Genomic DNA, 20,533 nt, shown 5'->3' with positions numbered 1-20,533 from the left:
GGAAGAAAAGAAATCAGGCCTCCTCGGCCTTCTTTTTAATCTCCACAACCTCTATCTCAAAAACCGCCGTTTTTCCGGCAAGCGGATGGTTAAAGTCAAGGGTGACAACGTCCCCCTCGACGGCCTTTATCTTCGCTATCCCTGAGTCGGTCATGACGTACATTCCCTCAATGGGTTCTAAACCGGCGGACGTGAACTGATCAATTGGAATCGGAACCACAAGCTCATCCCTGGGCATTCCATAGCCCTTCTCTGGGGGAACCGTAACGGTTTTCTTCTCACCTACCTCCATACCCAGGAGGGCCTCTTCTATACCGGGGATTATCTCTCCCTCTCCGATGGTAACACCTATCGGCCCGTACTCCCTCTCTTCAACAAAGATGTCGTTCTCCCTGGCGACGTCCTCGTAGGACGTGTCAAAGACTTCACCGTTCTCGTATCTGCCGGTGTAGTTGAACATAACAAAATCTCCAACCTCAACTTTCATTTCCTTCAACTCCAAAATTGCTTTCATGCCCCCTACATGCGGCCCCTTATAACGCTTTTGGTACCGAATTCTCAAACGTCAAGAAAAGAAGAGGAGAGTGAATCACTCCTCAGGAAGGAGGTAGTAAACGTAGTGCGGCCTGTTGGTTATCTCGTCGATGAAGACCACCGTACCAGTTCTGGGCGGTTTGAGGTAGTGAACCTCCCCCTTCCTGGTCGTCACGGCGGCGAAGGCATCACCGGTTCTGACCCTGTTCCCCACGTTCGCTATCAACGTCTTGGTGAAGCCCTCCACCGGCAGGAGAAGAAGTTCGTCGCCTTTCTTCAGGTATATCCTTGTCCTTCCATCGGGGAGAACGAGGATCGCGTCGGCGAGCACCTTTCCCTCAAGCCTGTCGACGTAGAGGTAGAAGCGGTCGTAGACTTCTTTCTTCAGGAACTCGGCATCCTCCCCCACAAAATCCGGGATGGCCTCCCCCCTAGCCAGCCAGATTTCAGTGTTCCCATAGATGACCACACAGTCCTCAACTGCTTTTCCCTCTCTGATACACTCCTCGCGGGGAACCTCAACGTAGAGCCTCGGCATTCTCTCCATGACCATCACCCCTCCCAGATGCTCCACCGGGGTTTTAACCTTTCGGGCATAGTTCATTTACTTCATGGTAAAATTTTTTAAGACCCGAACCAACTAGAGATCGATAGAGATGTCCATTAGAGCAAAGACGCTTACAATCATGCTGATACTCTTAACCCTAATGACCCTGTCCCTGAACTACACTGTAAGGTCAAGCGAGGGTAAACACGGGGGATCAAGCCCCTCCGTATGGGGCACAATCATATCCCTAGCGGTAATAATCTCGATCCTCTTCTTCATCGTTCTCTTCCTGAGCTGGAGGGACATTAAGCTGAGGAGAAAGGACCTCTACAAAGAGAGCCTTGCCTCCCACATAGCACGCGGGGTGGCTTTCGCGCTTCTCGCGGTAGTATCTATCTACTTCATAGAAAAAAGCCGGCCCTCCAGCGGGCCGTTTATCCCGAACCTAACGAACAACACCACCAACGGCACCGGGCAGATAGGGATACCCCAGTCCGCCAACCTCTCCCCCACCCACAACATAACCGGAGGGGCCGGCGGGGGAAACCTAGTCTGGATAGGGTACGCCGCCGGCCTGGCCTTCGTCGCAGGAGTGGCATTGATGACGGTGAGGTACTACCGCGATGCAGTGAAGAGGAGGAAGAGGGAGGCGATAAGGAAGAGGGCGGAAGCGTTCGACACGAAGCTCAACGAAACCGGCCTGGAGATGTTCTCGAATCCAAAGGAGGCCGTCGTTGGCATATACAAAAACGCCGTCCTCTGGCTTGAATACCTCGGTCTTCCGTACAAAGAAAGCTGGACGCACTGGGAGCACGCAGAGCACGTGAGGTACAAAAGGGAGGCCTTCGTGACACTGACCAAGCTTTTCGAGAAGGCCAAGTACGCACCCGAAAAGGTCACGTGGGAGGACGCGGAGAGGGCCCTAAGTGCATACAAAGAGCTGAGGGGTGGCTTCAATGAAGGTCAGTAAGACGTTTCTGGCCCTGGCCTCAATCCCAGCGCTGGCGGGGATATTCTTTGGAGCCTACGTCCTTCGCTGGATTTCCGTGGTCTTCCTCTCGGTGGTGACTATCTTCTACCTCTTCGGACAGGAGCTCAGGATCAGTTACACACTCCCCCAGAGAGAGGAGAGAATCCAAAGGAAGAGCGAGTTTGAGAGATCGTTGAACATGATAAGGAAAGCCCGCAAAGGTGCCGTCTCAAGATCCCTCATCGAGGACGGCATAATAGAGATCTACATGACCCTCTCCGAGAACCCGGCGGAGGTCTACCAGAGGCTCCATAGAGAGCCCAACAGGGCCCTCCTGGAACTGAGGAAGGGTGGGGACTTCCTAGACAACCTTGAAAGGGCCCTAGAAATAGTGGAGGAGGATATAAATGAAGGTGGAGGAAGTCAGCCTTAAGGGTAACGAGGTGCTAAACGAAGTTAAGAAGGCAATAGTCGGAAAGGAGGAGGTTCTCAAGCTTATACTGACGACGATCATGGCCAACGGACACGTCCTCCTGGAGGATCTCCCGGGACTCGCCAAGACCCTCATGGCAAAGAGCTTCGCGAAGGCGCTTGGGGTTCAGTTCACGCGCGTTCAGTTCACCCCAGACCTGCTCCCCAGCGACATACTCGGCGTTTCGATCTTCAACCAGAAAACGTTGGAGTTCGAGTTCAGGAAGGGACCAGTTTTCACCAACGTTCTCCTCGCGGACGAGGTGAACCGCGCCCCCCCGAAGACCCAATCGGCACTGCTTGAGGCGATGCAGGAGAGGCAGGTCACAATCGAAGGAAGAACCTACGGGCTTCCCAAACCCTTCGTCGTCATAGCCACCCAGAACCCGATAGAACAGGAGGGAACCTACCCGCTCCCAGAGGCCCAGCTCGACAGGTTCCTTGTGAGGCTCCGCGTCGGATATCCAAGCAAAGATGAGGAGATCGAGATCCTCAGAAGAAGGATGGAGAGGAAAAAGGAAGAAGTTGACATAACACCAGTAACGACCCCCGAGGAAGTCGTGGAGATGCAGAGGGCGATTGAGGACGTTTACGTCAGCGACGCCATCCTGGAGTACATAACGGACATCGTGACGGCCACGAGGGAGGACAAGAAGGACATCGAAGTCGGCGCGTCGCCGAGGGGTTCCCTCGCCCTTCTCAAGCTCTCCAGAGCCTACGCCGCCCTAGACGGCAGGGACTACGTTATCCCGGACGACGTAAAAGCGGTTGCTATTCCAGCGCTGAGCCACAGGCTCATACTCAAGCGCGAGCTCTGGTACACAAGGGTCTCCCAGGAGGCCATAATGAAGAAGCTCCTCGAAAGGGTTCCCGTGCCAAAATTTGAGTGAGGGGAAAGCGTGAGCTCGGGAAAGGTTGAGATGAGGCCAGAACTCACAGAAAGGGCCGCGGAGACCCTCCTGGCAATGTGGATAATCCTGGTTACAGCGTTCGCCCTCCTGCGCTGGGAGCTGGCCTATTTAGTACTCCCGTTCATCTGGGTCTTCTTCGTTTCCATCTTCTTCTTCAGGCCGGAGATAAGGATCGAAGTGTCCCGGAGGATACCCCACGAAAGGATGCTGGAGGGTGAAACCGCGGAGATAGTCCTGAGGATAAAGTCGAACATCAGGATACCCAGCCTCAAGGTCGTCGAAGACCTTCCAGAGGATCTTGAGATAGTGGAGGGGAGCAAAGAACACGTCCTTTCACTAGCGGGAGGCGAAGAAAGGGAGATAAAGTACAAGGTGATCGTGAAGCGAGGAATACACGAGTTCAACGGGGTCTGGGTGAGCTACCGCGATCCCTTCGGGTTCTTCAAGCTCGACCGCTTCATCGAGCACTACACGGAGCTTATAGGCATGCCCATTATCGAGGACGTTCCAACCCCGTACTCCACGAGGGGAACCAAGATAACCGCCGGGCCCCTCCCATCCCCGAGGGTGGGTGAGGGCGTTGAGTTCCACGCGATAAGGGAGTACCAGCCAGGGGATCCGCTTAAGATAATCAACTGGAAGGCCACCGCGAGAACAGGCAAGATCATGGCCAACGAGTACGAGAGCGAAAGGAAGGTGGACGTCATATTCGTCGTCGACGCATCCTACAAGGGGGAGGACGTCTTCGACTACCTGGTCAGATCGGCGGCCTCACTGATGCTCAACGCCCTCAACAACGGCACGAGCTTTGGACTGCTTCTAGCGGAGTCCGTTCCCCTGTGGGTCAGGGTGGATTACGGAAAGAGGCACTTCTTCAAGTGCATAGACTTCCTCAGCACCGCGAAGCCCGACAAGAACAACATGATAGCATACCAGGTTGAGCACCTCATACACTCCCGCTTCCCTCCCAGGGCCCAGATCATCTACTTCTCCACCCTTCTCACAGAGGAGAGCAGAGAAGCACTGAAGACCATGGCGGCCTACGGCTACCGCGTTGTAGTGGTTACCCCCAACCCGTACAGCCTCTTCGAGCCAAAAACGAGGGAGGAGGAGCTGGCCAGGAAGTTTCTGGAGCTGAAGAGAAAGGCACTGCTGAAAAAGATGGCGGGCTATGGCCTTATAATCGACTGGGACGTTAAAAAGCCCCTCAAGGCGGCGATAGCAGAGGTGGTGAAGATATGAAAATGCCGAAGAGGCGCTTTTATTCCCTCATCCCCCTCGTCCCAGTCACGTACATGCTCTACACAGTGAGCAACTGGAGCCTCCTTCTCCTGCCCCTTGGTTTGATGGGGATCCACTGGCACTTCATAGGGATGCTGTACATGATAGGGGTCGGAGCACTCCTGGTCTACAAGGAGGTCGGGGGCCTTTACGGGCTGGGGGTAATGATCCTAGCCCTCCTCGCGGTTGAGACCGGGCAGATGGACAGGGAGAGAGCCCCCCTTGAGCACTACGCGGTGCTCACCCTCGCGGCGTCCCTGAGCATACCCACTTACCTTCTCATGGTGGGAATCTCCCCATTTCTCCCCAGGTTTGAAATAACCGCCGTTGCCGTCGGGATAATACTAGCGCTCTACGCTTTCACAAAGCTCGCGGGAGAAAGTTAGAGGCTCCAGCTCCCCCATTTCTTCAGGACTTCCCTCGCCCTCTCAAGGCCGAGCCTGACGCTTTCTTCCACCTTCATCCCCTTTGAATAGCCAGCGAGAAAGCCGCCCGCGAACGCATCCCCAGCTCCGGTGGGGTCGACGATTTCTTCGGGGCTTATCTGAAGGGCAGGAAACTCCTGAAAAGAGCCATCGTAGATCAGAACACCTCTCTCACCGCGCGTTATCACGACCATCTCCGCTCCCCATTCGTACAGCCTCTCCGCGGCCTCCTCAACAGTCTTTGCCTCCGTTATCGTGAGCGCCTCCCTCTCGTTGGGGAAGATGATCTCAGCCCTCGAGACCACCTCCCTCATGAGACTTGTTCTTTTCCTGTAGTCCTCCATGTAGGTTGGATTGAAGTCGAGGCTTATCCTCTTCCCTTCGAGCCTTTTCAAGGCCTTCAACTGCTCCTCCGGTGGAATCGGGGCTATGTGAAAAATTCTGGCGTTGAGGTACTCCTCAGGGATAGGGGTTTCGCCCATCCTCCTAGCGACGCCCATGTCAACCGGCGCATCCACGCTCCCGTCCTCGTGGTAGATCATGTGGATGTGGATCGTCTTTCCCGGAAGGATTTGAACTCCCCTAACGTCCAGCACTGAAGAGAGCTTCCCAAGCCACTCCTCAGGGAAGTCCTCGCCGACCTTGGTCACTAGCCCAACCCTGGCACCGGCTAGGGCTGCAGAAGTAGCCACCGCCGCCGCGGCACCTCCAGGAAGGACTATCTCATCCCTGCCGGGAAATCTAATGTGATCGATAGAGACGTGGCCCAGCACAACGAGATCGAACTCCATGATCCTCACCCACCAGCGGAACCTTGAGAGTACCCATTTAAGCCGTTTCCGGTCGAGTAATCAGTTTTTACCCTCACGTTTAGATGACCGTCGAAAAGGTTAAAAGCCCCGACTCCGAAAAATTTTCAGAAGATACGGGGTGATCAAAATGGAGAGCGTTTTTCAGAACGAAACCATAAAGGCTATCCTCGAAAAATACAGGAGAATATGGGCAATAAACCACGCCCAGAGCGTCCTCGGCTGGGACATGGAGGTCAACATGCCGAGGGAAGGAGTTCTTGAGCGTTCAGTGGCCCAGGGAGAGCTTTCCGTCCTTTCCCAGGAGTTCCTGCTCAAGCCGGAGTTTGTGGAGCTCGTTGAGAAGGCCAAAGGAATCGAGGACCTCAACGAATACGAGCGCGGGGTTGTTCGCGTTCTCGACCGCTCGATAAGGATAAGCCGCTCGTTCCCTCCCGAGTTCCTGCGCGAGATGAGCGAGGTAACCAGTCAGGCCACCAAGGCCTGGGAAGAAGCCAAGAGGAGTGATGACTTCTCCAAGTTCGAGCCGTGGCTTGACAAGATCATTGATCTGGCAAAGAGGGCCGCAGACTACCTCGGCTATGAGAATGAACCCTACGATGCCCTCCTCGACATGTTCGAGGAAGGTACCACCACCAAAGAAGTCGAGCGGATGTTCGACAAGCTCGAGAGGGAGCTTAAGCCTCTCGTGGAGAGGATCATGGAAGAGGGCAAAGTCCCCAGGGAGCACCCGCTCGAAAAGGAGAAGTACGAAAAGGAGCGGATGGAGCGCGTTAACCTCTGGATCCTCGAAAAGTTCGGCTTCCCGCTCGGGATCCGCTCAAGGCTTGACGTCTCAGCCCACCCGTTCACGACCGAGTTCGGAATAAGGGACGTCAGGATAACCACCAGATACGAGGGCTACGACTTCAGGAGGACGATACTGAGCACCGTCCACGAGTTCGGGCATGCGCTCTACGAGCTCCAGCAGGATGAGAGGTTCATGTTCAGCCCGATAGCCGGCGGCGTCTCCCTAGGAATCCACGAGAGCCAGAGCCGCTTCTGGGAGAACATAATCGGCCGCTCAAGGGAGTTCGCCGGGCTTATTTATCCGGTTCTCAAGGAGAACCTCCCGTTCATGGCAAACTACACCCCCGAGGATGTGTACCTCTACTTCAACATGGTTCGCCCGGACTTCATAAGGACCGAGGCGGACGTTGTGACCTACAACTTCCACATTCTCCTGCGCTTCAAGCTCGAGAGGATGATGCTCAACGAGGGCGTCAAGGCGAAGGATCTCCCAGAGCTCTGGAACGAGGAGATGGAGAGGCTCCTCGGAATAAGGCCGAAGACCTACGCCGAGGGAATCCTTCAGGACATCCACTGGGCTCACGGGACCATCGGCTACTTCCCGACCTACAGCATGGGAACCCTCCTGGCGGCCCAGTACTACTACCACATCAAGCGCGACATCCCGGACTTCGAGGAGAAGATAGCCAAAGCTGAGTTCGAACCGATAAAGGCCTGGCTGAGGGAGAAGATACACCGCTGGGGAAGCATCTACCCGCCGAAGGAGCTCCTAAAGAAGGCCATCGGCGAGGAGCTGAACCCAGAATATTTCGTCCGCTGGGTGAAGGAGAGGTATCTCTGATTTCACGTCTTTCCTATTCTTATTGTGTCTTCGCAGCTAGTATATCTTCTTTAGTCAGCTGAGGGTAGTTCTTTAGGATGTCATCAAAGCTCCATCCGTTTGCTAGGAGTTAGAGTATAAAGTAAACCGGGATTCGCGTACCCTTAATGACCGGTTTTCCTTCCATCTTCCTGGGATCAATTTCAATTAGCTCCATCATACTCATCAGGAAGTATGTGCTCAAAATTTTATTTAAAGAAGCTTTTGGAGAGAGCAGTGCCTAAATATGATACACGAATTCAATGCATGAGTGGTATCGGTGGTAAAAACTATTACAGCTCCCGATGATGTCTACAGCGAGCTTCTCCGCATCAAAGGCAATAACTCATTTGACGATCTCTTCAGGGAGCTGTTAAATGAGAGAAAGGAAAACACCGATGCATTAAGACACATAGCTGGAATCCTGAGCGAGGGGGAGTATAAAGAGGCTAAAAAGCGTGTAAACGAGCTCAATGAGATGTCGTGGGGGAAAACTTAGAGACCCCCAAGCGCCGCTATGACAACTCACTCCTTCACCTCAAACTTCATCATCTCTCTCCTTCCAAGGGCGCCAACGTAGGCCTTCTTCCCGAAGACCTCTACCACCACGGTCCAATCGGGATCGCTCAGGTTCACGGGAAGGCCAAACGCCTCCACTATCTCTGAGCCAAGCTTTATCTCAAGCTCCCTCGCGCTCAGCCTCTTGTTGCCCCTCACCCTGGCTCTGACAGCAAAGGCGCCCTCTTTTCCTTTCATCAGCTTGAGTACCTCCTCCCTGATGGCATCGTAGTCCGCGGAAACGATCGTATCCAGCGGGACGACCCTCTGGAGTGCCTGGGTCTCAAAGGAGAGGAGGTTTTTGATGGCGTCTTCCTTTGACATGGGGGTCTCAGCGGTTAAAACCCCCCTCCAGTCCGTCCCTCGAACGCGAACCCTTTTAAGGGCCCACTCCAGTTCCAGTATCGCGTCCCCCTCCCTTCCGGGTGGACAAGTAATCACCAAAACCACCATCTCGGCTCACCAGTGGACAAACTTTTATATTCCAACCGACAAATTAACCCGGGTGGGTTAAATGGAGAACGAGGAACTTAAAGTTTATCCCGTTCAAACGTACGATATCTACGGCCTATCAAGGAACCCCTTCGAACAGCTCGCGAGCGAGGGAATAGAAGACGTCGAGGCCATCCACGTTTACCAAGAGGTCGACATGAAGCTCTCAATGATACTCTCCGAGGTCATAGGAAACAAGAGCTCGATAGCGATGAGCATCGTCGGACCCCTCGGAATGGGAAAGACCCAGAGGCTGAAGAGCATTGCGAAGGCGATAGAGCGGGAAGGCGGGAAGGCGATATACATAAAGGTCGACACCAACGACATCCTCAAGCTGACGAGGGACATCTTCTACGCCCTAAAGCCTCCGAGGAGCAGAACGAACATCTTCCTGGAAAATCTGAGCAGGAAGCTCGGCTTCATCGACAGGCTTGAGAAGATGCTGAGCGATACTAACGAGTACAAGAGCAGGGACATAGCCGAACTCCTCGTGGAGCAGTTCAAGAAGCATCCGTACTCCGCGCTCCTCCTCGATGAGCTTGAGAACATGCAGGGGGCCGGTGAGAGGGAGAAGATACAGTTCTTCGAGATGCTGAGGCACGTGATAAGCACGATGCCGCCCGGCTGTGTGGTGGCCTTCGCCTGCATTCCGGAAGCTTACAAGGAGTACACGGAGATATTTCCGGCCTTCTTCATGAGGCTCCACTACGAGTTCAAGCTGAGGCCGATGAGCGTGGAGGAGACCTTCGAGCTCGTGAAGAAGAGGCTCAACCGCGTCAGGGTGAAGGACACCGACGACCCGATCTACCCGTTCACAGACGAGGCGATAAGACTTATTCACGACCTAGCGAAGGGCAACCCGAGACAGATTTTGAGGCTTCTCCACTACGTCCTCAGTGAGGCAGCGAAGAGAGCCTTCGACCCGATAGATGAGCTCGTGGTAACGACAATACTCGAAGAGCCCAAGAGCCTCGAGGAGTACATAAGGAGGGTTCCGAAGGACTACCGCGACCTCATAGAGGTCATCGTTGAGAAATTCAACGGCGGACCGGTCAGCTACATAAGCGTTGCAAAGGAGCTGAAGAAGCCGGCCAATCAGGTTTACGAGGCCCTGAACAGGCTGGTAACTATAGGATTCCTCGTGGGAGACCCAGGAGGGAACTACAAGGTACCTCACTACGTCAGGAAGTTCCTGGAGGAGAAAGGCGGGGAGGAGTGAGGCTTGCCGAACTACGATGCCCACGTCCTCTCCGGGATAATCACTTATCCCCTGGCGGTGGCCCTCGCTGGGATCCTCGCTGACTACGCGGGGATACCGTTCAAGCTAACCTCGATGGCAATGGTACTGGGCTACGCCCTCTACGTCCTAGGGGCGGATCTGCCAGACATGGATCACCCGAATGCTCTCATTCACCGCGGAACCAAGCCGATAGTGGCAGTGCTCCTGGGAAGTGCAGTCTACATGTGGGCCGCGGAGAGAATCCACCTAAGCCAGCCCTGGATGAGCCAAACCGCCGCTTGGGGAGTTGGAGCAGTAGGGGCCGTTGTGGGCTGGTATGGGTTTACAGCAGTGATGCCGCGCCACAGGGGGGTTGTTCACTCCCTCCTATTCGCAACGATATACGGCTTTCTGGCCTTCCTCCTGGGTCCATACGGCCTCCACATAAGCACGGGGGAAGGCCTGTTCCTCGGGTTCTCCGCGTTCAGCGGCTACACTCTCCACCTGATACTGGACGGGAGTGTAAAGCTCATCTGATTCCCCATTTTTTTAACCCTGATTACACACGGATGACCCGCAATGTTTTTTAAGTGTCCACGGACTTCGTAACTGGAGGTGAGAAAATGTTCAGCCTTGGGGGATTCTCACGCGGGGGAGAGTACGAGAAGAAGACCTGGGATGTGCTCATCATCGGAGCCGGCCCAGCGGGCTTCACAGCGGCCATATATGCGGCCCGCTACGGCCTTGAAACATTGATCATAAGCAAGGATCTGGGAGGAAACATGGCACTGACCGACCTCATTGAGAACTACCCGGGATTCCCGGAGGGGATAAGCGGATCCGACCTCACCAACAGGATGCACGAGCAGGTCAAGAAGCTCGGCGTTGAGGTCGTCTTCGACGAGGTTGAGAGGATTGAGCCAGCAGAGTGCGCATACTACGAGGGGCCGTGCAAGTTCACCGTGAAAACGGCAAACGGAAAGGAATACAAGGGAAGGGCGATAATCATAGCCGTAGGCGCCGCACCGAGGAAGCTCAAGGTTCCAGGCGAGGAGGAGCTCACAGGAAAGGGCGTTTCCTACTGCGCCACCTGCGACGGCCCGCTCTTCAAGGGCAAGAAGGTCATAGTTGTAGGTGGAGGAAACACCGCCCTTCAGGAGGCCCTCTACCTCAAGAGCATAGGCGTTGACGTTACCCTCGTCCACAGGAGGCAGGAGTTCAGGGCCGACAAGATACTCCAGGACCGCTTTAAGGAGAGCGGCATTCCCGCGATACTCGACACGGTCGTCACCGAGATAATCGGAAAGGACAAGGTCGAGGGTGTTAAGCTGAAGAACGTCAAGACCGGCGAAGAGACAGAGATGAAGGTCGATGGAGTCTTCATTTTCATCGGCTACGAGCCAAAGACGGACTTCGTCAAGCACCTCGGCATAACCGACGAGTACGGCTACATACCAGTTGACATGTACATGCGCACCAAGGTCCCAGGCATCTTCGCCGCTGGGGACATAACCAACGTCTTCAAGCAGATAGCGGTGGCAGTCGGTCAGGGAGCGATAGCCGCCAACTCAGCTAAGGAGCTACTCGACGAGTGGAAGGAGAAGAACGGGGAGTAACTCCGTCCTTTCTTTTCCCACACCTTTACAACCGCTTGGTTCGCTCGGCCATGGATGTTTCTCGAAAAATCTTCGGTCAAAAATGTTCATCGATGAACACAGACTTATATAGGTGAAGGGTGAGATTCCCCCGGTGATGCGCATGGTGGTTAGACCGAGTGTTAAAGAACTCCCGGGAAAGAAGGCCAAGGAGGTTATCGAGAGGAACTTCAAGTACCTCGCGACGACAACCCAGGATCCGGAGAACCTCCCGATAGTCATCGACCACGGCGAGGGCATAAGGGTCTACGACGTCGATGGAAACGTCTTCTACGACTTCGCAAGCGGTGTCGGCGTCATAAACGTGGGCCACTCTCACCCGCGCGTTGTTGAGGCGATAAAGAAGCAGGCCGAGAAGTTCACCCACTACTCGCTGACCGACTTCTTCTACGAGAACGCCGTCGTTTTGGCTGAGAAGCTCATTGAGCTTGCCCCCGGAGACTTCGAGAAGAAGGTCGTCTACGGCAACAGCGGAGCCGAGGCCAACGAGGCAGCAATGAAGCTCGTCAAGTACGGAACCGGAAGAAAGCAGTTCCTAGCCTTCTACCACGCCTTCCACGGAAGGACCCAGGCCGTTCTCAGCCTCACCGCGAGCAAGTGGGTCCAGCAGGACGGATTCTTCCCGACGATGCCTGGAGTTACCCACATACCCTACCCGAACCCCTACAGGAACCTCTGGGGAATAGACGGCTACGAGGAGCCTGACGAGCTCACCAACAGGGTTCTCGACTTCATAGAGGAGTACGTCTTCAAGCACGTTCCGCCCCACGAGGTTGGCGCGATATTCTTCGAGCCGATACAGGGTGAAGGAGGTTACGTCGTCCCGCCGAAGGGCTTCTTCAAGGCCCTCAGGAAGTTCGCCGACGAGTACGGAATCCTCCTGGCCGACGATGAGGTCCAGATGGGCATAGGAAGGACTGGAAGGTTCTGGGCCATCGAGCACTTCGACGTTGCACCGGACCTCATCCAGTTCGGAAAGGCCATAGGCGGCGGCCTTCCGCTGGCCGGTGTTGTCCACAGGAAGGAGATAAGCTTTGACAAGCCCGGAAGACACGCCACCACCTTCGGAGGAAACCCGGTCGCGATAGCGGCAGGAATAGAGGTCGTCGAGATCGTCAAGGAGCTCCTCCCGCACGTTCAGGAGGTTGGAGACTACCTCCACAAGTACCTTGAGGAGTTCAAGGAGCGCTATGAAGTCATCGGCGACGCCAGGGGTCTTGGACTGGCTCAAGCAGTCGAGATCGTCAAGACGAAGGAGGGCAAGGAGAAGTACCCCGAGCTGAGGGACAGGATCGTCGGAGAGGCTGCAAAGCGCGGTCTCGTCCTCCTCGGCTGCGGCGACAACAGCATACGCTTCATCCCGCCGCTCATCGTCACCAAGGAAGAGATCGACGTTGCCATGGAGATATTCGAGGAGGCCCTCAAGGCCGCCCTTCAGTGATGTCTTTCTCCTTCTTTTTTCAGAAAAACAGAAAAAATTTAAAGCGAGGGAAGATACTTTTTTGGGATCGGAATGGGAATAGAAGCCGAAGCCCTGAAGGCAGTTTCACTGCTGATGCTCACAGCCTACACAGTCTTCGTTTTCAAAAACAGGAAGAAGTTCAACCTCAAAATGGATCATATAATCCCGATAATCGTCACGTCCGCGATCATAACGATGGTTCTCTACGTTGAGGCGAGAAAGAACATCCAGAACGGGTCATTCCTAACGCTGGGTTACACTGGCCTGTTCTTCTTTTCCCTCTCCTTCGGGGAGCTGGCCGGAGTCGCAGCTGCCATGGGGCTCGCAATGGGAGAGTACGTAATGAACCCCAATCCTGAGGGAGTGCTCCTCCTGCTGCTCCTCTCCACGCTTTCCGGAATCCTAACCGGGTGGGTGGGACGGAAGCGGGATGAATTCTCGATGCTGCTTCTGGGCTCCATAATCGGGGGAACAGCCCTCGTGAGCGGGGAGTGGGCCTACTACCATTTCCTCAAGGGACTAACGGTTGATGGAGTCGCTGAGACACTGGCACCCCTAGTGGCCTCAGTCACAACCGGCGTCCTCCTGGCGACAGCCCTGGTTGTGGGTGCCAGGAAAATGGAAAAATGGCCGAGTCCAATAGAGAGAAGGGCGTGATCAGAGCTTTTCGATCTCTTCCCAAACCTTTTCCTCAACCAGCAGGGGTTCTATGGAGAGCCTCTTTGAAGCCTTCCTCATCTGCCCGAGGTACCTGGAGTCGGCTATGACCGCGTCGAACTCCAGCTCCTTCACCACGTAAACGGAGAGTCCAAGGACATCAACGAGATGACCCGCATGCTCCACAAAGCCCGGCCCTGCAAGGAGTATGTCCGGGGAGAGGCCTTCATCTTTAAGCTCCTGAGACGCCCGTTCAATGATCTCCAGGATCTCCTCCTCACTCGGCATCCTTAGCCCCCTCCACTATCTTCACCCCGCTCGACGTACCGATCCTCGTGGCGCCGGCCTCGATCATTGCCAGCGCCTGCTCGTAGGTTCTTATCCCCCCGGCAGCCTTGACGCCCATCTCCGGGCCGACGACCTTCCTCATCAGCCTAACGTCCTCAACCGTTGCACCACCGGTCCCGAAGCCGGTTGAAGTCTTCACGAAATCAGCCCCGGCTTCCTTTGCAAGCTCGCAGGCCTTGACCTTCTCCTCCTCCGTCAGGTAGCAGGTCTCTATGATGACCTTGACCTTTGCTCCCTTCTCATGGGCAACCCTTACGACCTCGGCTATGTCGTTCTTGACGTACTCGTAGTCTTTATCCTTCAGGGCGCCTATGTTGATTACCATGTCGAGCTCATCTGCACCGTCTTCTAGAGCTTTCTTCGCCTCGAAGACCTTTACTTCCGTCGGGGTTGCCCCGAGAGGGAAGCCGATGACGCTCGCGACCTTAACGTCGGCGTTCTTTTGATTTAGGTATTCCTTGGCGAGCTTAACGCGGTAGGGATTAACGCAGACTGCGTAGAATCCGTAGTGAATCGCCTCATCACAGAGCTTTATTATGTCTTCTTTAGTGGCGTAGGGCTTAAGGTTCGTGTGGTCAATGTACTTGGCAACGTCCATCCCCTTCACCCCCTCTCGATTTGGATTTAGGGGTATATAGCAATTTTGCTTCATTGATGATTCCCTCGATCCTTTAATGGGCTTTTTAGTGCCCCAAAAAGGTGATAAAAGGAGGAGGCTACACTCAAAGGGTGATGGAATGCTGGGCAAATGGGAGACGGAAAGGTACGATAGGCAGATTATGATGTGGGGAACGGAGGGACAGGAAAAGCTAAAGAAGGCCACAGTGGCCGTCGTTGGAGTGGGGGGACTCGGATCTCCCGTTGCATATTACCTAACGGCAGCAGGGGTGGGGAGGATAATCCTCGTAGATTCCGAAACCCCGGAGATGAGCAACCTCAACAGGCAGATCCTCCACTGGGAGGAAGACGTGGGCAGAATGCCAAAGCCGCTCTCCGCAGCCTGGAAGCTGAGGAAGTTCAACTCGGATGTTGAGATAATCCCGTACGTTGGGAAGCTCGGAGATGACAACGTGGAGGATGTACTCGGAGACGCAGATGTCATCGTTGACTGCCTGGACAACTTTAAGACCAGATTCCTGCTGGACGACTTCGTCCACGAAACTGGAAAGGCCCTTGTACACGGTGCGGTTGAGAAGACCTACGGACAGGTCACTACGATAGTTCCGGGAAAGACAAAGCGGTTGAGGGAGATATTCCCAAACGTTTCGGGGGAGAAAAAAGGAAAGTTCCCCATAGTTGGGGCAACGGCAGGAGTTGTTGGTTCAATTCAGGTCATGGAAGTTCTCAAGCTCCTCACGGGCATTGGAGAGCCCCTGTTCAACAAACTTCTGATAGTGGATTTGGCATACAACACCTTTGAGATCGTAGACCTCTAACCTCCCTCTGGGGGGGAGAGGTCGAGGTCTTCGTTTATCCCCAGTATCTTGAACTCCTCCCTCACCGTTCCCACCTGGTTCAGGAACCACGATTCCTCCCCGGGGTTCTTTGAGATCTCAAAGCCAACGACCAGCTCACCGGAGATGATCCTCCCGCCGGATATCTCAAGTGAGATTCTGGGAGAGGATACCGAGACCTTAGAGTTTTGAGGGGCCCCAACCGTCGTTTTTATCAGGTTGAGAAAGTCCTCCTCGACACCGGAGCACTCAACCTTAAAACTCCCCTCCGAGCCTGTGACGTTGCAGAGCCCCGAACTAAGGGCGTTGCCCACCAGCGACAGAGGGTTGTACTTGAAAACACTGAAAACGGCATCAAAGCCGTCTGAACCCCTCTTCAAATGCCTCCACGTCCCCATGGAGTTCACAAAAGCATCGTCCCCTATGAGCACTATCCTGACCGTCGTGTTCCCTCCAGCTGGATACGTCAGGATGCTCATGTTAACGTCCATCTCACCATCATCGAGGTCAAAGAAAGCGGACGTGTTTGAAAAAACGGAGACGTTCTCCACCCTGACGGAACCACCACTAGTAACTGAGACGGATGAGTTCAACGTGGTCAGGATCTCAGCTCTGTAACTGGAAATCGAATCCAGAATCCCCATAACGTCTTCAGCCGGGGAGGGACGGAAGGTGGAAGTGGTGGAAGTGACCTCCTGCGTTGTTGTCCAAGGGGTTGTTGAGGTTTGAGTTGTGACCGAAGAGGTGGTTGGAGAAGTGATGGACGAACTCGGGGAATGGGAAGACGCTGTGGTCGTACTGCCCCCGGATTCTCCATGGCCCCCTGAGATACAGCCGGAGGCAAAGAGAGCGAGGAGCATGACGAAGACCAGAGCAAGGGCTACCCTGCGCATGTGATCACCTCTACCACTTGGGGCGATCGTTTTCAAAAACCTTCCGGAAAGCTATTAAGTCACCCGGAGAATGGGTTAAGGTGGTGGCATGGAGCTCAAGAAGGTGATGGTTCTCGAGGGACCTTTTAACATCGAAAAAGCCGTGGAGCTCGTATCAGTTCCAGAGGCAGGGGGATACGTTGTATTCCTAGGAAAAGTCCGCAATGAAAACAGGGGGAGAAAGGTGAGGAAGCTAATCTACGAAGCGTACAGGGAGATGGCGGAGGAGGAAATGGAGAGGATACGGAAGGAGGCCCTTGAAAGGTTCCCAATACTGGACATCTTAATCTGGCACAGGGTAGGAGAGCTTGAAGTGGGGGAGGATACCATACTGGTCATTGCCGGCGGAAAACACAGAGGAGAAGCCTTCGATGCGTGCAGATGGGCCGTTGACGAGGTCAAACACAGGGTGCCCGTGTGGAAGAAGGAGGTCACAGATGAGGGTGCATTCTGGATAGAGGGGGACAGGCTGGTCCCAGAGGGTTACCACAGAACATAGTTTTCCATGTTTTTGTAACCATTTTTAGTAGTACTTAAAATCCGCATAGAAAAAGTATATATACAATGCGGGTTGATTCATTTCTGGTGAGTTCAATGGCCGAGGTAACCAGGGTTGATGTAAGGGGCGCCGAGCTTGCGAAGCTCCGCGCCGAGGATAAAACCATCTCGGTGGGAAAACCTCCCTGGACAGAAGTTGAGCACACGGGAAAGATTGAGAGGCTTATCCTGCAGCTTGGAGCCGGAAAGGGCAGGTTCGACGAGGTTCACGGGATACCCAGGTCAATCGGTTGCATCGGAAACAACAGGTTCATCCTCAGGAGGGAGAAGCTGACTTTCGATGAAATAAGGACGGTACTGAGGGAGTTCAAGGTCATGGGGGGAAAAGAGGTTTGGATAAACAGCTACGACAGGATCGAAGAGCTTCAGTACGCCGCCCAGATCGCCCTCAGCTTTGGCATTCCAAACGTAAACGCAACCGTTCTCTTTGAGGATCTGGAGGAAGTAGAACCCCTGGACGGGATCAATTACATAGCCGAGATGGAGTACGACGAGGAGAAGATCATCACAGCCTCAATGAAGCTGTGGGTCAAGGGACTGCTTATCATGGTACCTCCCGAGAGGCTCGAAGAGGCCAAAATGTTCATCAGGAAAGTTAAGGGAGACAGCGAACTCGAGATATACCTCGACGTCCTATACCCCAGATCTGCCAGGGATCTCAGTTTCAACCTGATAGAGCTGAGGAGAAACAAAAACCCGACGAGCGTGAAGTACCACGACTGTCTGGCTGGTACGGTGGCCGTCACGGGGGACGGTTACATTACCCCCTGCCCGCTCCTCAGAAACTTCGCCGCCGGGGACGTAAGGGATAAGGGGCTGAAGTGGACGGTTAACAAAACCAGGAAAATCCGGAAGTTCTGGACCCTAACGAAGGACAGCGTGGAAGGATGTTCAAGCTGCCCGTTCCGCTACCTGTGCCACGACTGCAGGGCTATCGAATACCAAGTGACGGGAGACCTTAACGGAATCGAGTACTGCCCGCTGGTCTTCTCATCCGAATCTCAGAAGTCCAGTATTGAGTGATAGCCCTTTCCATCTTTCCTAACCATTCTAGAGAACCTCTGACCCGGGTACATCTCATCCAGATCTGCCAAGACGTCGAAATATTCTATCCCAAGCCGGTCCACATAGTCGCTGAACTCGAGGAGCTTCTCGGCGAGGTCGTCCTCAGATGAGAAGTACCACTCTATTAGATAGCCACCCCCAACGAGCACCCCCACGTTAACCTCGTACTCCTTGAACTTGGTCAAAACCTCCTCGTTAAGTTCGCCCGTTATTCCAATGACCCCCCTGTCGTATCCCTCAGATTCAATGGCGGTTACATACCCGGTAAGGATATCCCTCTTTATCAGCCTGTCAATCATGTACCTTATCGTAGGCCTGCTCTTTCCGAGGCGCCTCGATATCTCCACCAAAGGCGTTCTGGCATCCCACTTGAGTATGTCCATAAGGAGGGCGTAGGAGTAGGGGAGATCCCACTCTCCGAAGTTGTCGTCCCCGGAGGGAGGATACCCCCTCACCTCATAGTACTCGTAGTCGTCGGAGTACTTCTCCATAACCCGATCCAGAAGACCAACCTGCTCTTTGGGAACGTGAAGTATCGCGGAGATGCCGTTTTTGAACCCAAAAAGAGCGTCCACATGGAGAAAAAAGGGTTCTTCCGGAGTTTGATGGCGGTCTCCCTAAGCCGTTCTTTTGGAACGGAGAGAAAAGCTATGTAGCTTCTCAACCCAATTCTCTTTATGTTGTACATGGCATTAACGGTGACGTACTTCCCATAGTACTTATCGTAAATGCGCTTGAGGCGGTAGTAATCAATGCCCTCGATCTCGGCTATTCTCCGAAGGCTTTCAATTGGATGCCTGTTCAGAATATCGGCCAGGAACTCTATTTCATCCCAATTAACATCGGACATAGCCTTCACGAAAAGGTTAAAATCGACAAACATTAAATCTTTATCGGTGGTTGAGATGGTGAAGATAGAGGTAGTCGACATTGAGAAGCCCGAGGGGGCCGAGGTAATAATCGGCCAGGGCAACTTCTCGATATTCACCGTTGACGATCTGGCAAAGGCCCTCTTAACGGCGGTCCCGGGGATAAAGTTCGGCATAGCGATGAACGAGGCAAAACCCCAGCTCACGCGCTTCACCGGCAACGATAAGGAGCTAGAAGAGCTCGCCGCCAAAAACGCGGTTAAGATAGGGGCCGGACATGTTTTCGTTATCCTCATGAAAGGCGCCTTTCCAATAAACGTCCTCAACACGGTGAAAAACCACCCCGCCGTTGCAATGGTGTATGGAGCCAGCGAGAACCCATTCCAGGTGATAGTCGCGGAAACCGAACTCGGGAGGAGTGTTCTCGGAGTAGTTGACGGAAAAGCAGCCAACAAGATTGAAACGGAAGAACAGAAGGCGGAGAGACGCGAGCTCGTTGAAAAGATCGGCTACAAAATCGACTGAGGGCAAGTTTTTTAGCCCTTTTCTCCCCCAGTTTTCAGGTGTCAAAAATGAGGATAGCTTTTGTAACGTCCAACCCCGGGAAGGTCGAAGAGGCAAGGAAGTACTTCAAGCCCCTTGGAGTTGAGGTCTACCAGCTACGTCTCCCGTATCCGGAGATACAGGCAGATACCCTAGAAGAGGTGGCCGAGTACGGGGCAAAGTGGCTCTCGGAGAGGGTGGACGGGCCTTTCTTCCTAGATGACTCCGGCCTCTTCATCGACCACCTGAAGGGCTTTCCGGGGGTGTACTCAGCATACGTCTACAAAACGCTCGGGATAGACGGCATCCTCAAGCTGATGGAAGGGGCAGGGAACAGAGGGGCCCACTTCAGGAGCGTTATAGCCTACTGGGACGGCGAGCTCCACCTCTTCACCGGCAGGGTTGACGGCGAGATAACCCTGGAGCCCAGGGGAAGCGGGGGCTTTGGCTTTGATCCTGTGTTCAAACCGGTGGGATTCAACAGAACCTTTGCCGAAATGACAACGGAGGAGAAGAACAGAATATCCCACAGGGGTTTGGCACTGAAAGCCTTTGCCACATGGCTAAAAGAAAACCTTAAATAACAGAAGACAACCAAAATACAGAAATTAAAATTGGACAGGTGACAGGGACGGGATCCCAAATGTCGGGACAGCTTGATGAAATCGACATGAGACTGCTTGAAGAGCTGAGAAAAAACGCAAGGGAGAACATAGCGGCTCTGAGCAAGAAGCTTAAGATCCCCAGGACAACCGTCCACTACAGGATAAGGAAGCTTGTTGACGAGGGCGTGATAGAGAAGTTCACAATAAAGCCAAACTACAAAAAGCTCGACCTCGGAACAACAGCGTTCATCCTGGCCAGATACGACCCGGAATCAGGTGTCAACCAGAGGGAGGTCGCCAAAAAGGTGGCAACCCTCGATGGAGTCTACGAGGTGCACATAATAACGGGTGAGTGGGATCTGCTAATAAAGGTCCGTGCCAGGAACTCGGAGGAGATAGGAAGGATCGTCATAGACAAGCTGAGGGAGATAAAGGGCGTGGGTCAGACTGTAACTATGGTCTCCTTCGTTTCGATAAAGGAGGAGATCTGAGGGCAGGAGCGATGATTGGCGTTCTCCTT

At 54.0% G+C, this 20,533-nt stretch carries 27 protein-coding genes and 1 pseudogene; 18 read left to right on the top strand and 10 right to left on the bottom strand.

Annotated features, from left to right (window positions below):
• Positions 1-13: 13 nt before the first annotated feature.
• Both A3L09_RS01110 and A3L09_RS01105 read right to left on the bottom strand, forming a co-directional pair.
• Positions 14-487, bottom strand: a complete 474-nt coding sequence (locus A3L09_RS01110; protein WP_088857226.1) for an FKBP-type peptidyl-prolyl cis-trans isomerase — start codon at positions 485-487, stop codon at positions 14-16.
• A gap of 102 nt (positions 488-589) precedes the next feature.
• The gene (locus tag A3L09_RS01105) at positions 590-1,081 is read right to left on the bottom strand and encodes a DUF2118 family protein (RefSeq protein WP_088857225.1); all 492 of its coding nucleotides are present in this window, start codon (positions 1,079-1,081) and stop codon (positions 590-592) included.
• A gap of 109 nt (positions 1,082-1,190) precedes the next feature.
• On the opposite strand from A3L09_RS01105, the gene A3L09_RS01100 reads away from it, so the two are divergent.
• From A3L09_RS01100 to A3L09_RS01080, 5 genes are read left to right on the top strand one after another with little or no spacing between them, the layout of a single operon-like run.
• Positions 1,191-2,051 carry a DUF4129 domain-containing protein gene (locus tag A3L09_RS01100; RefSeq protein WP_088857224.1) on the top strand — a complete coding sequence of 287 codons (861 nt, stop codon included), beginning with the start codon at positions 1,191-1,193 and terminating at the stop codon, positions 2,049-2,051.
• On the top strand, positions 2,038-2,484 hold the full coding sequence (locus A3L09_RS01095) for a hypothetical protein (protein WP_088857223.1): 447 nt from the start codon (positions 2,038-2,040) through the stop codon (positions 2,482-2,484). Before A3L09_RS01100 ends, A3L09_RS01095 begins: the two co-directional genes overlap by 14 nt.
• Positions 2,459-3,412, top strand: coding sequence for an AAA family ATPase (locus A3L09_RS01090; RefSeq protein ID WP_088857222.1), 954 nt, complete (start codon positions 2,459-2,461; stop codon positions 3,410-3,412). The genes A3L09_RS01095 and A3L09_RS01090 overlap by 26 nt, the downstream gene beginning before the upstream one ends.
• Positions 3,413-3,442: 30 nt before the next feature.
• Positions 3,443-4,675, top strand: coding sequence for a DUF58 domain-containing protein (locus A3L09_RS01085; RefSeq protein ID WP_088858939.1), 1,233 nt, complete (start codon positions 3,443-3,445; stop codon positions 4,673-4,675).
• On the top strand, positions 4,672-5,100 hold the full coding sequence (locus tag A3L09_RS01080; protein ID WP_088857221.1) for a hypothetical protein: 429 nt from the start codon (positions 4,672-4,674) through the stop codon (positions 5,098-5,100). Before A3L09_RS01085 ends, A3L09_RS01080 begins: the two co-directional genes overlap by 4 nt.
• Here A3L09_RS01080 and A3L09_RS01075 read toward each other — a convergent pair.
• On the bottom strand, positions 5,097-5,930 hold the full coding sequence (locus A3L09_RS01075; RefSeq protein WP_088857220.1) for a carbohydrate kinase family protein: 834 nt from the start codon (positions 5,928-5,930) through the stop codon (positions 5,097-5,099). The two genes, A3L09_RS01080 and A3L09_RS01075, sit on opposite strands and share 4 nt — an antisense overlap.
• Positions 5,931-6,078: 148 nt before the next feature.
• Here A3L09_RS01075 and A3L09_RS01070 point away from each other — a divergent pair, with 148 nt between their 5' ends.
• Positions 6,079-7,578: a carboxypeptidase M32 gene (locus A3L09_RS01070; protein ID WP_088857219.1), complete on the top strand. Its 1,500-nt coding sequence runs from the start codon at positions 6,079-6,081 to the stop codon at positions 7,576-7,578.
• A gap of 19 nt (positions 7,579-7,597) precedes the next feature.
• On the opposite strand, the pseudogene A3L09_RS11140 reads toward A3L09_RS01070, so the two are convergent.
• Positions 7,598-7,744, bottom strand: a pseudogene (locus A3L09_RS11140) (DUF433 domain-containing protein).
• Between the two features lie 132 nt (positions 7,745-7,876).
• On the opposite strand from A3L09_RS11140, the gene A3L09_RS01060 reads away from it, so the two are divergent.
• Positions 7,877-8,095 (top strand): antitoxin VapB family protein, encoded by a 219-nt coding sequence (locus tag A3L09_RS01060; RefSeq protein WP_088857218.1) that lies wholly within the window; start codon positions 7,877-7,879, stop codon positions 8,093-8,095.
• Positions 8,096-8,121: 26 nt separating this feature from the next.
• Here A3L09_RS01060 and A3L09_RS01055 read toward each other — a convergent pair whose 3' ends face one another.
• Positions 8,122-8,607, bottom strand: a complete 486-nt coding sequence (locus A3L09_RS01055) for a THUMP domain-containing protein (RefSeq protein WP_088857217.1) — start codon at positions 8,605-8,607, stop codon at positions 8,122-8,124.
• A gap of 61 nt (positions 8,608-8,668) precedes the next feature.
• Here A3L09_RS01055 and A3L09_RS01050 point away from each other — a divergent pair, with 61 nt between their 5' ends.
• The 5 genes from A3L09_RS01050 (at position 8,669) to A3L09_RS01030 (ending at position 13,639) form a co-directional block, all read left to right on the top strand.
• On the top strand, positions 8,669-9,865 hold the full coding sequence (locus A3L09_RS01050; RefSeq protein WP_088857216.1) for an ATPase: 1,197 nt from the start codon (positions 8,669-8,671) through the stop codon (positions 9,863-9,865).
• A 3-nt stretch (positions 9,866-9,868) separates the two neighbouring features.
• On the top strand, positions 9,869-10,402 hold the full coding sequence (locus A3L09_RS01045) for a metal-dependent hydrolase (protein ID WP_088857215.1): 534 nt from the start codon (positions 9,869-9,871) through the stop codon (positions 10,400-10,402).
• A gap of 86 nt (positions 10,403-10,488) precedes the next feature.
• A complete protein-coding gene (gene trxB, locus A3L09_RS01040; RefSeq protein ID WP_088857214.1) occupies positions 10,489-11,481 on the top strand; it encodes a thioredoxin-disulfide reductase in 993 nt (330 codons plus the stop codon).
• Between the two features lie 142 nt (positions 11,482-11,623).
• The gene (locus A3L09_RS01035) at positions 11,624-12,961 is read left to right on the top strand and encodes an ornithine aminotransferase (RefSeq protein WP_088857213.1); all 1,338 of its coding nucleotides are present in this window, start codon (positions 11,624-11,626) and stop codon (positions 12,959-12,961) included.
• Between the two features lie 72 nt (positions 12,962-13,033).
• Positions 13,034-13,639 carry a hypothetical protein gene (locus tag A3L09_RS01030; protein ID WP_088857212.1) on the top strand — a complete coding sequence of 202 codons (606 nt, stop codon included), beginning with the start codon at positions 13,034-13,036 and terminating at the stop codon, positions 13,637-13,639.
• Here A3L09_RS01030 and A3L09_RS01025 read toward each other — a convergent pair whose 3' ends face one another.
• Both A3L09_RS01025 and deoC read right to left on the bottom strand, forming a co-directional pair.
• Positions 13,640-13,927, bottom strand: a complete 288-nt coding sequence (locus A3L09_RS01025) for a family 4B encapsulin nanocompartment shell protein (RefSeq protein WP_088857211.1) — start codon at positions 13,925-13,927, stop codon at positions 13,640-13,642. It lies immediately after the preceding gene.
• Positions 13,917-14,585, bottom strand: coding sequence for a deoxyribose-phosphate aldolase (gene deoC, locus A3L09_RS01020; protein ID WP_088857210.1), 669 nt, complete (start codon positions 14,583-14,585; stop codon positions 13,917-13,919). Before deoC ends, A3L09_RS01025 begins: the two co-directional genes overlap by 11 nt.
• Before the next feature lie 139 nt (positions 14,586-14,724).
• Between deoC and A3L09_RS01015 the strand changes: the two genes are divergently transcribed.
• Positions 14,725-15,423 (top strand): ThiF family adenylyltransferase, encoded by a 699-nt coding sequence (locus A3L09_RS01015; RefSeq protein WP_088857209.1) that lies wholly within the window; start codon positions 14,725-14,727, stop codon positions 15,421-15,423.
• Here the strand turns inward: A3L09_RS01015 and A3L09_RS10810 are convergent.
• On the bottom strand, positions 15,420-16,334 hold the full coding sequence (locus tag A3L09_RS10810; RefSeq protein ID WP_157727171.1) for a hypothetical protein: 915 nt from the start codon (positions 16,332-16,334) through the stop codon (positions 15,420-15,422). The two genes, A3L09_RS01015 and A3L09_RS10810, sit on opposite strands and share 4 nt — an antisense overlap.
• 88 nt (positions 16,335-16,422) lie before the next feature.
• Between A3L09_RS10810 and A3L09_RS01005 the strand changes: the two genes are divergently transcribed.
• The gene (locus tag A3L09_RS01005; RefSeq protein WP_088857207.1) at positions 16,423-16,872 is read left to right on the top strand and encodes a molybdenum cofactor biosynthesis protein MoaE; all 450 of its coding nucleotides are present in this window, start codon (positions 16,423-16,425) and stop codon (positions 16,870-16,872) included.
• 95 nt (positions 16,873-16,967) lie between these two features.
• Positions 16,968-17,954 carry an SPASM domain-containing protein gene (locus tag A3L09_RS01000; RefSeq protein WP_088857206.1) on the top strand — a complete coding sequence of 329 codons (987 nt, stop codon included), beginning with the start codon at positions 16,968-16,970 and terminating at the stop codon, positions 17,952-17,954.
• On the opposite strand, the gene A3L09_RS11105 is transcribed toward A3L09_RS01000, so the two are convergent.
• Together A3L09_RS11105 and A3L09_RS11100 are read right to left on the bottom strand one after the other, a co-directional pair.
• Positions 17,933-18,487: an Lrp/AsnC family transcriptional regulator gene (locus A3L09_RS11105; RefSeq protein WP_335755337.1), complete on the bottom strand. Its 555-nt coding sequence runs from the start codon at positions 18,485-18,487 to the stop codon at positions 17,933-17,935. The genes A3L09_RS01000 and A3L09_RS11105 overlap by 22 nt on opposite strands.
• Positions 18,448-18,855, bottom strand: a complete 408-nt coding sequence (locus A3L09_RS11100; protein WP_335755336.1) for a hypothetical protein — start codon at positions 18,853-18,855, stop codon at positions 18,448-18,450. The genes A3L09_RS11105 and A3L09_RS11100 overlap by 40 nt, the downstream gene beginning before the upstream one ends.
• 46 nt (positions 18,856-18,901) lie before the next feature.
• Between A3L09_RS11100 and A3L09_RS00990 the strand changes: the two genes are divergently transcribed.
• The 3 genes from A3L09_RS00990 to A3L09_RS00980 are packed head-to-tail and all read left to right on the top strand — an operon-like array spanning position 18,902 to position 20,504.
• Complete coding sequence (locus A3L09_RS00990) at positions 18,902-19,390, top strand: adenosine-specific kinase (RefSeq protein WP_088857205.1); 489 nt, start codon at positions 18,902-18,904, stop codon at positions 19,388-19,390.
• A 47-nt stretch (positions 19,391-19,437) separates the two neighbouring features.
• On the top strand, positions 19,438-19,992 hold the full coding sequence (locus tag A3L09_RS00985) for an XTP/dITP diphosphatase (RefSeq protein ID WP_088857204.1): 555 nt from the start codon (positions 19,438-19,440) through the stop codon (positions 19,990-19,992).
• 59 nt (positions 19,993-20,051) lie between these two features.
• Complete coding sequence (locus A3L09_RS00980; protein WP_088857203.1) at positions 20,052-20,504, top strand: Lrp/AsnC family transcriptional regulator; 453 nt, start codon at positions 20,052-20,054, stop codon at positions 20,502-20,504.
• The last annotated feature ends 29 nt before the right edge of the window (positions 20,505-20,533 follow it).

Origin of the sequence: Thermococcus profundus, assembly GCF_002214585.1 — an archaeon.
Classification (GTDB): domain Archaea; phylum Methanobacteriota_B; class Thermococci; order Thermococcales; family Thermococcaceae; genus Thermococcus; species Thermococcus profundus.
This window is presented reverse-complemented; position numbering and strand designations above follow the sequence as displayed.